General features: G+C 70.9%; 15 protein-coding genes. 12 read left to right on the top strand and 3 right to left on the bottom strand.

Annotated features, from left to right (window positions below):
- Positions 1–457 precede the first annotated feature (457 nt).
- The 7 genes from GGD89_RS18395 (at position 458) to trxA (ending at position 5,612) form a co-directional block, all read left to right on the top strand.
- Positions 458–1,306 carry a (Fe-S)-binding protein gene (locus tag GGD89_RS18395; protein WP_184048610.1) on the top strand — a complete coding sequence of 283 codons (849 nt, stop codon included), beginning with the start codon at positions 458–460 and terminating at the stop codon, positions 1,304–1,306.
- 31 nt (positions 1,307–1,337) lie between these two features.
- Positions 1,338–2,774, top strand: coding sequence for a LutB/LldF family L-lactate oxidation iron-sulfur protein (locus tag GGD89_RS18390; RefSeq protein ID WP_184048607.1), 1,437 nt, complete (start codon positions 1,338–1,340; stop codon positions 2,772–2,774).
- A gap of 39 nt (positions 2,775–2,813) precedes the next feature.
- Positions 2,814–3,314: a hypothetical protein gene (locus tag GGD89_RS18385; RefSeq protein WP_184048605.1), complete on the top strand. Its 501-nt coding sequence runs from the start codon at positions 2,814–2,816 to the stop codon at positions 3,312–3,314.
- 109 nt (positions 3,315–3,423) lie between these two features.
- Entirely contained in the window at positions 3,424–4,131 is a 708-nt protein-coding gene (locus GGD89_RS18380) for a LutC/YkgG family protein (RefSeq protein WP_343058649.1), read from the top strand.
- A 49-nt stretch (positions 4,132–4,180) separates the two neighbouring features.
- Positions 4,181–4,735, top strand: coding sequence for a Smr/MutS family protein (locus GGD89_RS18375; protein WP_343058648.1), 555 nt, complete (start codon positions 4,181–4,183; stop codon positions 4,733–4,735).
- Positions 4,736–4,757: 22 nt separating this feature from the next.
- Positions 4,758–5,186: a helix-turn-helix domain-containing protein gene (locus GGD89_RS18370; protein WP_184048596.1), complete on the top strand. Its 429-nt coding sequence runs from the start codon at positions 4,758–4,760 to the stop codon at positions 5,184–5,186.
- Positions 5,187–5,297: 111 nt separating this feature from the next.
- On the top strand, positions 5,298–5,612 hold the full coding sequence (trxA, locus tag GGD89_RS18365; protein ID WP_184048594.1) for a thioredoxin TrxA: 315 nt from the start codon (positions 5,298–5,300) through the stop codon (positions 5,610–5,612).
- Between the two features lie 91 nt (positions 5,613–5,703).
- Here the strand turns inward: trxA and GGD89_RS18360 are convergent, their stop codons facing one another.
- The gene (locus GGD89_RS18360) at positions 5,704–6,594 is read right to left on the bottom strand and encodes a 50S ribosomal protein L11 methyltransferase (RefSeq protein WP_184048591.1); all 891 of its coding nucleotides are present in this window, start codon (positions 6,592–6,594) and stop codon (positions 5,704–5,706) included.
- A gap of 217 nt (positions 6,595–6,811) precedes the next feature.
- Here GGD89_RS18360 and GGD89_RS18355 point away from each other — a divergent pair, with 217 nt between their 5' ends.
- Positions 6,812–7,684: a DMT family transporter gene (locus GGD89_RS18355; protein ID WP_184048588.1), complete on the top strand. Its 873-nt coding sequence runs from the start codon at positions 6,812–6,814 to the stop codon at positions 7,682–7,684.
- 36 nt (positions 7,685–7,720) lie between these two features.
- On the opposite strand, the gene GGD89_RS18350 is transcribed toward GGD89_RS18355, so the two are convergent.
- Positions 7,721–8,791, bottom strand: a complete 1,071-nt coding sequence (locus GGD89_RS18350; RefSeq protein ID WP_184048585.1) for a MaoC family dehydratase — start codon at positions 8,789–8,791, stop codon at positions 7,721–7,723.
- Between the two features lie 104 nt (positions 8,792–8,895).
- Positions 8,896–9,792 (bottom strand): HpcH/HpaI aldolase/citrate lyase family protein, encoded by an 897-nt coding sequence (locus GGD89_RS18345; RefSeq protein WP_184048582.1) that lies wholly within the window; start codon positions 9,790–9,792, stop codon positions 8,896–8,898.
- A 181-nt stretch (positions 9,793–9,973) separates the two neighbouring features.
- Between GGD89_RS18345 and pdxY the strand changes: the two genes are divergently transcribed.
- The 4 genes from pdxY to GGD89_RS18325 all read left to right on the top strand — a co-directional run bounded on the left by pdxY (position 9,974) and on the right by GGD89_RS18325 (position 13,524).
- On the top strand, positions 9,974–10,834 hold the full coding sequence (gene pdxY, locus GGD89_RS18340) for a pyridoxal kinase (RefSeq protein WP_184048579.1): 861 nt from the start codon (positions 9,974–9,976) through the stop codon (positions 10,832–10,834).
- Between the two features lie 718 nt (positions 10,835–11,552).
- A complete protein-coding gene (locus GGD89_RS18335; RefSeq protein WP_184048576.1) occupies positions 11,553–12,359 on the top strand; it encodes a peptidoglycan L,D-endopeptidase MepK in 807 nt (268 codons plus the stop codon).
- A gap of 42 nt (positions 12,360–12,401) precedes the next feature.
- On the top strand, positions 12,402–12,779 hold the full coding sequence (locus tag GGD89_RS18330) for a DUF1491 family protein (protein WP_184048573.1): 378 nt from the start codon (positions 12,402–12,404) through the stop codon (positions 12,777–12,779).
- Positions 12,780–13,224: 445 nt separating this feature from the next.
- Entirely contained in the window at positions 13,225–13,524 is a 300-nt protein-coding gene (locus GGD89_RS18325) for a hypothetical protein (protein ID WP_184048572.1), read from the top strand.
- Positions 13,525–13,738: the final 214 nt, after the last annotated feature.

Below are 13,738 nucleotides of genomic sequence, written 5' to 3'. Positions count from 1 at the left end.
GAAAGAAGCGCTCGACAAAGTTATGCCAACAGAGTGCAGCAGCTATATGCGGCATTCCGGCTATGGCCCAACTTGATCTCGGATTACTCTAGGGAACTGATACCAGCGGCGGATGAGTGTGACTCATCCGCCGAGCGGCACCGGCCCACTCCCCCACCCGGCCACCCACGGCAGTATACTTGGGGTGGCCGGGTGGGGGAGTGGGCCGGCCACGGACTGCAACGGTCATTCTCAATGACCGTTGGTATGATCCAGGTAACACGATGCTGTCTGCGCTTGAGTCCCTTGATGGCAACGCCGTCCTGGACCGAACCGGAGGGAGAACGAGCCGCGCGGGGATGATCGGGATGGTGAAGGCGATTCCCTCGCGCGGTGGGTTGGGATATGACCGAGGGGAGGGGCGCAGGATCGGTGATCGGCGCCCGCCCCACCCGCCGTCTGGACCGCACCCCGCCCCATGACCGAGTCCGCGCCGTTCGAGACCACGCCCGCCACCCCGTCCCCCGGGGGGCCGCGTGTTGCCCTGCTGGTCACCTGCCTGGTGGACCTGTTCCGGCCTCCGGTGGGCTTCGCGGCGCTGCGCCTGCTGGAGCAGGCCGGCTGCGTGGTGACGGTGCCCGAGGCCCAGACCTGTTGCGGACAACCCGCCTTCAACGCCGGCGACCGCGTCGCCGCCACCCGTCAGGCGCGCTTCATGGTGGAGGCGCTGGCGGCGGAGGCCGTCGACTACGTGGTGGCGCCGTCCGGGTCCTGCGCCGAGATGATCCGCGCCCACTACCCGGCCTTGCTGGCCAACGAGCCGGCCTTCGCCGTCCGTGCCCGGGACCTGGCCGGCAAGACCCATGAACTGACCGCGTTCCTGGTGGATGTGCTGGGCTGGACCGGGGTGACGGCGGCGCTGGACGCCACCGTCACCTACCACGACACCTGCTCGGGTCTGCGCGGCCTCGGCGTGCGGGACCAGCCGCGCCGCCTGCTGGATCAGGTCGAGGGGCTGTCCATGCGCGGCCTGTCCGCGCCGGAGGAGTGCTGCGGATTCGGTGGCACGTTCTGCGTCAAGTACCCCGAAATCTCGGGGCGCATGGCCAGCGACAAGGCCGAGGACGTGGAGGCCACCGGCGCCGAACTGGTGCTGGGTGGCGACATGGGCTGCCTGCTCAACATCGCCGGCATGCTGAAGCGGCGGGGCAGCGCCGTTCAGGCGCGCCACGTCGCCGAGGTGCTGGCCGGCATGACCGAGGCGCCGGCCATCGGCGAGGGGCCGGAGGCCGGACCGCGCGGATCAGACGGATCGGCGAAGACATGAGGTCGCCACGCCGCTCGGGGAGCGAGACGCCATGCATGTGACCAGCCGCGCCTTCCACAAGAACGTCCGGGGGGCCGTCGCCGACCCCAACCTGCGCCGGTCGCTGGCCACCATGAAGACCGGCTTCCGCGCCAACCGGGCCAAGGCCGCCGCCGCCCTGCCTGAGTTCGAGGCGCTGCGCGACGCCGGCGCGGCGATCAAGGACAGGACCCTCGCGCACCTCGACCATTACCTGGAGCGCTTCGAGGCGCGCGTGGAGGAGTCCGGCGGCCAGGTGCACTGGGCGCGTGACGGCGACGAGGCATGCCGCGCCGTGCTCGACATCTGCCGGGCGCACGCGGCGCGGATGGTCACCAAGGGCAAGTCGATGGTGGCCGAGGAGATCGCCCTCAACGCCGCGCTGGAGGCCGCCGGCATCCAGCCGGTGGAAACCGATCTGGGCGAGTACATCATCCAGCTGCGGGGCGAGGTGCCCAGTCACATCATTGCCCCGGCCATCCACGTGCGGAAGCACCAGGTGGCGGACTCGTTCCGCGAGAACCATCCGCAGTTTCCGGCCGACCGGCCGCTGGAGGAGCCCCGCGACCTGCTGGACGAGGCGCGGGCGGTGCTGCGCGACCGGTTCCTGACCGCCGATGTGGGCATCACCGGCGCCAACATGCTGGTCGCCGAGACCGGGTCGACGATCATCGTTACCAACGAGGGCAACGGCGACTTGACCCAGTTGCTTCCCCGGGTACACATTGTGGTGACGAGTATCGAAAAGGTGGTGCCGACCCTGGAGGATGCCGCCACGGTCCTGCGGCTTCTGGCGCGGTCGGCGACCGGCCAGCCCATGGCGTCCTACACCACGCTGTCCACCGGACCGCGCCGCCCGGGCGACGCCGATGGTCCGGAGCACTTCCACGTGGTGCTGCTGGACAACGGCCGGTCACGCATGCTGGGCACCGAGTTCCGCGATGCGTTGCGCTGCATCCGCTGCGCCGCCTGCATCAATCACTGTCCCATCTATGGCGCCGTCGGCGGGCATGCCTACGGGTCGGTCTATCCCGGGCCGATCGGCTCGGTGATCACGCCGGCCCTGGCCTCGCTGGAGGACGCGGCGGCGTTGCCCAACGCGTCCACCCTGTGCGGGCGGTGCGAGGCGGTCTGTCCCATGCGCATTCCCCTGCCCCGGATGCTGCGGAACTGGCGGGAGCACGAGGTCGCGCGCCGCCTTGCGCCGGCGCGGGTGCGGTGGGGCCTGCGGCTCTGGTCCTTTGCGGCGCGCCGGCCGGCGCTGTATCGTGCGGGAACCGGCCTGGTCGCGCGGCTGCTGGTGCGATTGGGCGGGCGGCGCGGGCGTCTCGCGCGGGCGCCGCTGGCCGGCGCCTGGACGCGGGTACGCGATCTTCCGGCGCCGCCGGCCGGGGGCACGTTCATGGATCAGGTTCGGATCAAACAGTCGAAAGCCCGCGACGGCCGGTAGCGGGCCGGTCCAGGGCAAAGGGAGGAACCACGCGGCATCATGGCACGATCCAGTCAGGCGGCGCAGGACTACCGCCTTCACGAACGTCTGACCGAAGCCTACATGGCGGACCGGATCCGCATTCAGGTCAACTTCGAACACCTGAACCGCGCCGGCTCCCCGGTGTTCGACCCGTGGGAGAACGTCCTGCCGCTGATCGCGCTGATCCTGGCCAGCGTGCTTGTGATGGTCTTCGACCTGGTGGCGGGCACCATCGCCCTGGTGGGCGCCATGTTCGCCTATGCCTTTCTGGTACGCCCCTGGGTGGCGCAGCGGGTGCGGCAGCGGACCATTGAAAACATGCTCAAGAACGCCCACAACTGGCAGGTCATCTGGTCGATGGGGGGTGTGGTGGTGACGCTGTCCGAGAATCCCCGGATCGGCGTCGTGGCGCCCGCCGGGAACTGGCGCGCCTTTGCCCGGCAGTTCCAGTCCGGAAGCGAACTGGGGCCGGGACTGGGCGGGCGCGGATCGGCGACACCCGGGGACTCTGGGGTGTGATACCGTCCCGGACAGGCATGCGCCGTGAGGCCGTCCACGCGGACGCGGCATGCCCGGGGACCGCGACGGGTCTCCAGACACACGACAGGTCACGAGAGGAACACGGGGTGTGAGCCAGTCCGCTCGCCAGGCCGTTCTTGACGGCATCCGCGCCAGCTTGCGCCGGGGACCGCTGCCGCCGGAAACCGCCGCCGTGCTCGATACGCGGCTGAGCCGGCCCGAACCCAATGTGGTGCCGGCCATCGCCCTCGGCGATCGGCGGACGCTGGTGGCGCGCTTCCTGGCCGCCGCCGAGGCCGCCGCCGCCACCACCCAGCGCGTGCCGCCGGGAGAGGAAGGGGCGGCCGTCGCCGATTTCCTGCGCGCGCACGCCCTGCCGGCGGCCGTGGCCGTGGCCGCCGACCCCCGCCTGGACGGGCTCGCCGCCGCGCCCATGCTGTGCGTGACGCGTCGCGGCGCCGACCATGGCGCGCCCACCGACGCGGACCGGGTGGGAGTCTCCCACGCCCTGGCGGGCCTCGCCGAGACCGGAACACTGCTGCTGGCCTCCGGTCCGGAGTGTCCGGCCACCCTCAACATGCTGCCGGACGTCCACGTGGTGGTGGTCCGGGCGCTGGACGTGGTGGGCGGCCTGGAGGACGGCTGGGACCGTTTGCGGCGGCACGCCGGCGCCGCGCCGTTGCCCCGCACGGTGCATCTGGTGACCGGGCCGTCGCGAACCGGCGATATCGAACAGACCCTTCAACTGGGTGCCCATGGGCCGCGCCGGCTGCATATCGTACTGATCGATGACGACCCGGCCGCGATCAGGGCGTAGGGCCGCCGATCTCCGCGCGGCGGGGCGTGTCCCGGAGTCCGACCTGGCGGTGTGGCGGCAGGTCGTCCGCACGGTAACGCCGCTGCCCGGGCGCGCCGAGGGCGGGATCCTGGACGGGGGACCCGCGACGGCCGTGTCGCCACCGTCTGACCGCCCGGCGGTCGAGGCTCCCCGCCGCATCGTGCCGCCGCGTCCCGTGGTCACCACCCCGTCGCCGGGGCGCGCGCGGCACGCGCTTCCCGAGGCGTTGCGCGCCGGTGACGGCGCCGGCATCGACCGCCGCACCCATGATCGCTTCCGGCGCGGCCGCATGGCCATCGAGGCGCGGCTGGACCTGCACGGCATGACCCGGGAGCGTGCCCACCACGCCCTGAACGCCTTCCTGCGCCGCGCCCACGACCAGGGCGCCCGCTGCGTTCTGGTGGTGACCGGCAAGGGCAGCGATCGCGAGGGGGGCGGCGTGTTGCGGCGGGACGTGCCGCGCTGGCTCAATCAGACGGACGTGCGACACCTGGTGCTGGGCTTCACCCCCGCGCGGCCTCGCGACGGGGGCGAGGGGGCGCTCTACGTCCTGATCAAGCGGCGCCGGGAGCGAGTCGGATGACGCCACTATTCCAGGTGATCCCATGACGCCGTTCGGGGCCAGGCTGCGGGCCCTGCGCGCCGAGCGTGGCCTGACCCAGGCCGATCTGGCGGCGCGCCTGACGGTGTCGGCGGCCTATCTGTCGGCGCTGGAGCACGGCCGCCGGGGACGCCCCCAGCCCGGCCTGGTGATGCAGATTTGCGGCGCGCTCGACCTGATCTGGGACGAGGCCGAGACCCTGAAGGCCCTGGCGGCGCGGTCCGCGCCCCGGGTGACCCTGGACACCGGCGGGCTGTCGCCCCTGGCCACCGAACTGGTCAACGATCTGGCGGACCGTCTGCCCGACCTGGACGAATCCACGCTGCGCGACCTGCGCGATCTGCTGCGTCGCCGCGCGGCCGCCCCGCGGCCCGGGCGCGGGACACGCCGATCGTCGGGTCGGGCAGCGACCGCGCCGGCGCGGCGATCTTGACGCTCGCCTTGGGGCGGACCTAGAGTGATGCCACACAATCCCGGGTGTCTGGGCATGCCTTCACCGGATGCTGCCAGGGGCCGGGCGATTCACTGTTGAGGATAACTGCTGATGAAGCACGTGACCGATGCGTCGTTCGATGATGATGTGCTGAAATCCGGCACCCCGGTGCTTGTTGATTTCTGGGCCGAGTGGTGTGGTCCGTGCCGGCAGATCGCGCCGGCCCTGGACGAACTCGACACCGCCATGGGCGACAGCTTGACCGTCGCCAAGATCAACATCGACGAAAACCCCAGCACGCCGTCGAAGTATGGCGTGCGGGGCATCCCCACGCTGATCGTGTTCCGCGACGGGCAGGTGGCGGCCACCAAGATCGGGGCTCTGCCCAAGAGCAAGCTGTTCGAATGGGTTGAGTCGGTCGTTTGACGCGCGCGGGCACGCGCTCGCGCACACCCCCTTGAAGGATCACCCCGCCCGGCCGACCGGGCGGGGTGCCTTTTTTGGTGACCCGGCCGGATCATCGCCTGGCCATGACCAGCGTGGTCCAGGTGTCGAGCACAAGCCTTGAGCGCAGATGCAGTCCCTGGCGGGCGTAGGCATTGCGCACCCGGGTTTCCTGGGCCGCCAGCAGGCCGGACAGCACGATCCGGCCGCCGGGCGCCAGGGCCCGGGCGGCGGCCGGGGCCATGGCCGTCAGGGGGCGCGCCAGGATGTTCGCCAGGATCAGGTCGAAGGGGGCGGCGGCGCGCACGGCGGCGCCCCGGAATCCGTCGGCCCGCAGGGTCCTCACCCGAGCGCCGAGCCCGTTGCGCCGGGCGTTGTCGCGGGCCACCCGCGCCGCCTCGTCGTCCACGTCCACCGCCAGCACCGGCCGGCGCCAGGCGCGCGCGGCGGCCATGGCCAGCACGCCGGTGCCGCACCCCATGTCCAGCACGCGGCGCGGCCGGACGGCACGATCGCGGGCCAGGGCGTCCAGGGCCAGCAGGCAGCCGCGCGTGGTCGGATGCTCGCCGGACCCGAAGGCGGTGGCGGCGTCCACGATCAGGGCATGCCGGCCCGGCGGCGGCGGGGTCGCGACATGGGAGCCGCGCAGGTGGAAGCGTCCCACGTCCAGGGGCGGGAACGTCGCCAGGTTGTCGCGCAGCCAGTCACGGGGGCCCATCCGCTCCACGGTCATCGGCGGCTCGGGAATGCCCGCCACCCGGGTCGCCAGCGTGACCGCGAGGTCCAGGTCATGGACGTTCGGGGCGCTGGCGCTCAGGCCCTCCAGATGCCAGTGCCCCTGGGTCGGGCCGGGATCCTCGATCTCGAAACACAACAGGGCGTCGCACAACCCCTCCAGGGCGGATTCGAACACCGCCACCGCCGCCGCCGGGACCACCAGGTCGATCCGCCAGGTTTCCGCCACATCCGTCTCCGTTGCCGTTCACGGCCGTTGGGCCACGGTCATCGGGCCACGGCCATCGGGTGCTCCCGTCTTAGCCGGACCGGGCGGCGCGGTCGAGGGGGCGTTGGCCTGGACCGGCGGGCGTGATACAGGACGGACCTGATGGCGCGGCGTCCGCGCCCCGACGGCCCCGGCCGTCCGTCACGCGTCATCCGGTCGTCGGGGTCGGGATTCCATCATGGCGCCACATCTCAAGGGCCTGCTGCTGTCGGCCACCGGCATGGTGGTCATCAGCCCCGATGGCATGCTGGTGAAGCTGGTCCAGCAGGCCGACTCTCTCCAGATCGTCTTCTGGCGGACCCTGCTGACGGCGGTCACGCTGTCGCTGGTGCTGGTGGTCCTGCGCGGCCGCGGCGTGGTCGCGCATGTGCGGGGCATGGGGCGCCTGGGGGTGGCCGCGGCGCTGATGGTGGGGCTGTCCAACATCTCCTTCGTCGTGGCCATGACCCTGACCACGGTGGCCAACACCCTGGTGGTGCTGGCGACGATGCCGCTGTTCGGCGCCGTGTCGGGGCTGCTGCTCATCGGCGAGCGGGTGCGGCCGCGCACCTGGGGGGCCATCGCGCTGGCCATGGCCGGCGTGGTGATCCTGCTGGCGGGCTCGGTCGGCCTGGGCGGAGGGTCGCTTGCCGGCGATCTGGTGGCGCTCGGCATTCCCCTGTTCATGGGGCTGGCGCTGGTGCTGCTGCGCAAGGCCGGGGACCGGGACACGGTGCCGGTGGTGGCCCTGGGCGGTCTGGCGAGCGCGCTGCTGGTGCTGCCGTTCTGCGATCCCTGGGCGGTCGGCGCCGAGGACATGATGGTGATCGTTCTCATGGGCGTGCTGGTCACGCCGCTGGCGCTGTCGCTGTACACCAGCGGCGCGCGCTACCTTCCGGCCGCCGAGGTGGCCTTGCTGGCGCTGATCGAGACCGTGCTGGGGCCGGTCTGGGCCTGGGCCGTGGTGGGGGAGGTGCCCACGCCCCTGACCCTGGCCGGCGGCGCCCTGGTCGTCGGCGCCATCGCCGGCAACAGCATGCTCGCGCTGGCGCGCCGGCCCGGAGGCGGATGAGCCGGCCTCATCCGCCCGACGATACCGGCCCGTCCCCTACCGCCGTGGCATCAGCACCGTGTAGTCCAGATCGAGCACCACGGTGTCCAGCGGCTTGCCGTCGACGTCCTTGTCCGGGAAGTCCTCGCAGGACTGGTTCTTGACCGCCACCGTGCGCAGGCGCAGCGCGCCGACGTCGGTGCGGTCGGGGATCTCCATCTTGTCCAGGACCTCTGTCCAGGCGTGGATGGTGTCGCCGCCGGCGGTGGCGTTGACATGCCGGCCGGCGTTGATGGCCGCGACGCGGAAGGCGTTGGCCAGGCCGTTGAAGGACAGGGCGCGCGCCAGGCTGATCACATGCCCGCCGTAGACCAGGCGCCGGCCCAGCGGTCCCCGGGACTGGGTCATCTGGTTGAAGTGCACCTTGGCGGTGTTCTGATAGAGGCGGGTGGCCAACTGGTGCTCGGCCTCTTCCAGCGTCATGCCCATGGCGTGGTCGATGCGCTCGCCGACTGCGTAGTCCTCCCACAGGTCGTCCTGGCCGGAGAGTTCGGTGTCGTAGTCCTCGACGTCCAGGCAGTCGGGCACGATCAGGTCGGCGGCCGACACCGTTTTCGCCAGGGTTGGGATGACGGGGGGCGGCGCGTCGGCGCCGTCATCCTCGGTCTCGCGCTTGCGCACCATCACCCAGCGGACGAAGTCCACCACCATGTCGTCGTCCTGGTTGACGCCGGTGGTGCGCACCCAGACCACGCCCGCCTTGCGGTTGGAGTTCTCCTTCAGGCCGATGACGGTGGAGGAGGCCCGCAAGGTGTCGCCGGCATAGACCGGGACGCCGAAGACGCATTCGGCGTATCCCAGGTTGGCCACGGCGTTCAGGGACAGGTCGGGGACGCTCTTGCCGAACACCAGGTGGAAGACGAGCAGGTCGTCGACCGGCATGTCCTCGTAGCCCAGGTCCATGGCGAAGTCGGAGGAGGAGTGCAGGGCGAAGCGCGTGCCGTAGAGCGCGGTGTACAGCGCCACGTCGCCCTCGGTGACCGTGCGCGGCGTGGGATGGACGAGGTCCTGTTCGAGGAAGAAGTCCTCGAAGAAGTTGCCCTTGGTGGTCTTGGTGCTGGCGGTCATGGGGATGGCGCTCCTGCGCGGGCGGATGCGGATGCAAGGTGAGGGGACGCCAACCCTGGCAGCAGGGGGCGACGGACGAATCACGGGGCGCGGCGGCGGGCGCGTCAGGCGCTCTCGGCCGCCAGCATGTCGGCCTCCAGGACGGCGATGGCCTCCGCCAGGGCCACCAGGCGGCGGGCGTTGACGACGTGCAGGTTCTCCACCAGCTTGCCGTCCACCACGACCACGCCCTGTCCGGCCTTCTCGGCCTCGGCATGGGCCTCGATGATGCGCCGCGACCAGGTCACCTCGGCCTCGCCGGGGGCGAAGACCTCGTTGGCGGCGGCAATGGTCTTGGGGTGGATGAGCGTCTTGCCGTCGAAGCCCAGCTCCAGGCCCTGCTGGCAGGCGGCGGCGAACCCGTCCGCGTCGGACAGGTCCAGGAACACCCCGTCCAGGATCGCCAGGCCATGGGCGCGCGCCGCCAGCAGGCAAAGCCCCAGGCCCGTGATCATGGGCAGGCGCAGGGGGGTATGGTGGCAGTGCAGATCCTTGGCCAGGTCCGACGTGCCCATGACGAAGCCGCCCAGCCGGGCCGAGGCGCCGGCGATTTCCTCGGCGCGCAGGATGCCCAGGGGGGTTTCCATCATGCACCAGATCCGCGTCGGCTCGGGTGCCCCCATGGCCGCCATCAGGGTTTCCACCTGGCGCACAGTGTCGGCGCTCTCGACCTTGGGCAACAGGATGCCGTCGCAGCCGCTGGCGGCCACGGCCTCCAGGTCGGCGTATCCCCAGGGCGTGTTGAGGCCGTTGATGCGCACCAGCACCTCGCGCCGGCCGTAGCCTTGGTCGACCGCCGCCGCCACGTTGGCGCGGGCCTCGGCCTTGGCATCGGGGGCGACGGCGTCCTCCAGGTCCAGGATCAGGCCGTCGGCGGCCAGGGTCCGGGCCTTCTCCAGGGCGCGGCTGTTGGAGCCCGGCATATAGAGGACACTGCGGCGCGGGCGGGCGGTGGCGGCCATGACTCGAACTCTCCTCTCTGGTCGGACGATAGGATCGCGGCACGGCGGATCCGGATAGCGCGGCCACTATAATTGAACGCAGGGGCGTGGCAAGGTACCGCCCGTTCAATCCCGTTCCCCGTGACGCGGCCCGCCGTCGCTGGCGGCCGACGCCGCGCCCAGCCTGTTTTTTCGGGAGCCCATGTCCGTTTTGTCCCTTCAGAGCCACGTGTGCGCCGGCCACGTGGGCAATGCCGCCGCCGTGCCGGCGTTGCAGGCCCTGGGCCGCCCGGTGTGGCCCGTGCATACCGTGCTGTTCTCCAATCATCCTGGCCACGGCCGGTTCACGGGCCATGCCGTCGAGCCGGCATGGGTGGCCGACTGTGTCGCCGGTCTGGCCGACCTGCCGGTGGCCTGGGAGGAGCGGGCGGCCGTGCTGTCCGGCTACCTGGGGGTGCCGGGCACGGCGGCGGTGGTCGCCTGGGCGGTGGACCGGGCGCGGGCCGGCCGTCCCGACCTGCCGTATCTCTGTGACCCGGTGATCGGCGACGCGCTGCCCGGCCGCTACGTGGATGCCGCCATCCCGCCGCTGATGCGGGACCACCTGGTGCCGCGCGCCACCATCGTGACACCCAACCTGTTCGAACTGCGGGCGCTGACCGGCATGCCCTGTCACGATCTGGCGACCGCCCTGGCGGCGGCCCGCTGGCTGCTGGGGCGGGGGCCCCGGGCGGTGGTGGTCACCAGCGTCGACGTGCCCGACGGGCCGGAGCCGGGGGCGGCGCGCTGCCTGGTGACCGATGGCGCCGGGGCCTGGGTGGTGGCCTCGCCGCGACTGGCCTTCCCGCGATCGCCCCACGGCGCCGGCGACCTTCTGTCCGCCTTGTACCTGCATGCGTGGCTGGACGATCCGCGTCCCCAGGTGGCCTTGAGCCAGGCGGTGTCGGCCCTGTTCGCCGTGCTGGAGGAGACGTGGCGCCGGGGCGCGCCAGAACTGGCGCTGCTGGCCGCCCGCGACCGGCTGGCGCGGCCCCCCCGCCTCTGGCCCGCGATCCGGTTGTGAGCAGCTGGATTGCGTCCAATAACCGATAACCCGTGTGCGGGACCGGCGGGGCGGGCCTGGGGGCCGGTGACGGCCGGGCATACGGTGTCCTTCGGCCTGTTCGCGGGACGTTTGGCCGGCCTTTTCCGGCGCCAGCCGGGCATGACCGTCACAATCCGGAAACGCTCGTCAGAAGAGTCCGAGCATTGACGTTCCTCAATGCCGGGATGCCCAGGAAAAAACAGCGGATCGGTTTGTCACGAGGGCGGGGTGGCGCCTGGACAGGTTTCCAGAGTACCGGCTAAGCATGGCCCCGTCGTAGACTGTCGGTGTCAAGCGTCTTTTTTGGAATTTTTGTCTTGAGTGTCGCTTCGGGATACCGCATTCATGAATGCGGCTGTGGATCGGCTGGTGGTCCGGCTCACCGTACGGGTTATGAGTGTGTCTGCCCTTGGTGGGGGAATGGGCAGGGTCCGCACGTCATGCACGCCACCGTCCCGCGCGTGGGCCGCCGATCATCGTCAAGGCCACGGACCCAGGGCCCAGTTCAGGACCCAGGCAGGTCCCGCACGGGGGCGACGGCTCGATCCCGGGCAGGGGGCTTGAGGTCGGGTCCGGGACCGAGACCAGAACGCGGAGGGCGAAGCCCTCGCCCGTCACTCGGCAGTCGACGGCAGCAGGCCGTACGCGGGCCATCGGACGGCCCGCGACATCCGTCACGAACCGCAGAGAGGCTTTCGTGCCTACAGATCATTCCCCTCTGGAAGAGTCCGGCCGCGCGGCGGATCCGACGCGGCGGCTTCTGGTGCTCGGCGCCGCCACCCTGGGTATCGTCGCCACCCTGCCCAGCCTCATTGGACAAGCGATGGCCACCGCGCCCGTGGTGCCGGGCGTCAAGCCGGACCAACCCTTTCGCCTGGGTCCCGGTCTGCGGCCCGGCCTGAAGCCGGATCAGCCGGTCCGTCCCGACGGTGTCCTGGACGTTGCCCAGGCGTCGGGTCCGCCGCGCCCCGTCGTGGTTCACCGGCCGGGCAGCGCAGCGTCCTCCAGCACCCGCCTTGTGGTGCATCGCGTTCCGGCGACGGTGCGACCGGGCGATGTCCGCGACCGGGCCTTGTACCTGGACAACGTCAACACCGGCGAGACCCTGAAGGTCGCCTACCTGGACAACGGCCGGTACCTGCCCAAGGCGCTCAAGGCCATCAACTGGCTGATGCGGGATCGCCGAACCGACGAGGTGGTGTCGATCGACGTGGGCCTGCTGGACCTGCTGAGCGATCTGGCCAAGACCCTGGACACGCGCCAGCCGATCCGCATCGTCTCGGGCTATCGCTCGCCCCAGACCAACCGGGCCATGCGGGCGCGCAACCGGTCCGTGGCGCGCAAGAGCTACCATACGCGCGGCATGGCCGCCGATATCGCCGTTCCCGGTGTCGACGTGCCGTCGTTGTTCCGGGTGGCCGTGGCCATGGGCCGGGGCGGTGTCGGCGATTACCCCGGGTCGGGGTTCGTGCACGTGGATGTGGGTCCCCGGCGCACGTGGTAGCCGCGCCGGGGTCCCTCTCGCCCATCCGTGAGACCTGAGCCGATGGCCCGCTTGACGGCCGGCCTTCGGGCGCGGGCCTACCTGCGGCAGGTGCAGGCGCGCGGCGGGTTCGGCGCGGTGCTGCGGCGCGGCGACGAGACCGCCGGCGACATCCTGCTGAAGGTCCGTCCGGTCGGCGCGCCGGCACGGGTCGATGTCTACGCCCAGGCCACCCTGGCGGACGGCCAGCGCGGATGGATGCGGCTCGGCCAGCCGGGCTTCGCCGACGAGGCGGCCGCCGACGCCGCCATCGCCCGGGCCGTGACCCGCGATCCCGACATCTGGGTGCTGGAACTGGAGCCCGACGAGGCCGGCTTTCCGCTGGACGAGCCGCTGGTGTTGGACCAGTGCGATCGCGGCGGACAAGCGGAACGTCCCTGACCTCGTGGCGCGGGAATTGTGGCGTGGGCGCAACACAACGTGCGAAAAGGGCAACTCTTGTGAGGGCGTGACCGGCGGTGATACCGTGAGTCCGGTCGGTCGATGTCGTCACCACATCGGAGGCTCGTGCGCCCCTTGGGCTCGGCCGGCCTTGGCGCGAAGGCGTCGGTCGGCGGCTCGCCCCGGATGGCGTGGTGGTTCCCGCGGAGCCGGCCACGGGCCTCAACGGTCATGGTCCATGACCGTTGGCACAAGACGAGACCAAGACGGATCGGGGCCGGACGGGACCAGCGGTCCCGGCGCCCTCCGCCCCCCAAGCGAGAGTGAACAGTCATGACTCCTTCAGCGATGGCGAGGGTCTCCCGTGCGTGAGAAAACCGTCAAGCTTGGTGACCATTTTCGGAAGTCTGATGCGGTTTACCCGTCCGTGTGGGTGGTCACGCGCGTGATCCATTCCCCGGGGGTGCCCACGCACTACATGCTGGCCGATGTGGACGGCCGTGGTGAGGTGCGCACCATCTCGGAGCCGACGCTGGTGGATCCCGAGTACTACACGCCGGTCACCCCCAAGAGCGATCCGGGGCAGACCGACCTGGAGGGCAACGCCCCGGCGGATGAGGGGCGGGGTGTCGAGGGGCGTGACCGGGATCGTGCGCGCGTCCGCACCGACCACCATGCCATGGCCGAGGATGGCGCCTGGCTGGGCGGGCTGGACGCTGTGGCGGGGCAGCCCCACAGGCGCTAGTGCACTGATCCAGACAAAAGATGCAGTCCGCATTCTTTTGTCTGGATCGAAAGTGCACTAAAAACAATATCTTGTGCAGCGACGCATTCAAGGGGGAATCCCTTGAATGCGTCGCTGCACTAGAGTAATCCGAGATCAAGTTGGGCCATAGCCGGAATGCCGCATATAGCTGCTGCACTCTGTTGGCATAACTTTGTCGAGCGCTTCTTTCAGG

It is taken from the genome of Roseospira visakhapatnamensis, from assembly GCF_014197915.1.
Classification (GTDB): domain Bacteria; phylum Pseudomonadota; class Alphaproteobacteria; order Rhodospirillales; family Rhodospirillaceae; genus Rhodospira; species Rhodospira visakhapatnamensis.
This window is presented reverse-complemented; position numbering and strand designations above follow the sequence as displayed.

Bases quoted from the DNA above. Each gene is read 5' to 3' on its own strand.
- trxA (WP_184048594.1), top strand. From the start codon at position 5,298: ATGAAGCACGTGACCGATGCGTCGTTCGATGATGATGTGCTGAAATCC.
- GGD89_RS18350 (WP_184048585.1), bottom strand. From the start codon at position 8,791: ATGACCGCCAGCACCAAGACCACCAAGGGCAACTTCTTCGAGGACTTC.
- pdxY (WP_184048579.1), top strand. From the start codon at position 9,974: ATGTCCGTTTTGTCCCTTCAGAGCCACGTGTGCGCCGGCCACGTGGGC.
- GGD89_RS18355 (WP_184048588.1), top strand. From the start codon at position 6,812: ATGGCGCCACATCTCAAGGGCCTGCTGCTGTCGGCCACCGGCATGGTG.
- GGD89_RS18390 (WP_184048607.1), top strand. From the start codon at position 1,338: ATGCATGTGACCAGCCGCGCCTTCCACAAGAACGTCCGGGGGGCCGTC.
- GGD89_RS18370 (WP_184048596.1), top strand. From the start codon at position 4,758: ATGACGCCGTTCGGGGCCAGGCTGCGGGCCCTGCGCGCCGAGCGTGGC.
- GGD89_RS18395 (WP_184048610.1), top strand. From the start codon at position 458: ATGACCGAGTCCGCGCCGTTCGAGACCACGCCCGCCACCCCGTCCCCC.
- GGD89_RS18345 (WP_184048582.1), bottom strand. From the start codon at position 9,792: ATGGCCGCCACCGCCCGCCCGCGCCGCAGTGTCCTCTATATGCCGGGC.
- GGD89_RS18385 (WP_184048605.1), top strand. From the start codon at position 2,814: ATGGCACGATCCAGTCAGGCGGCGCAGGACTACCGCCTTCACGAACGT.
- GGD89_RS18330 (WP_184048573.1), top strand. From the start codon at position 12,402: ATGGCCCGCTTGACGGCCGGCCTTCGGGCGCGGGCCTACCTGCGGCAG.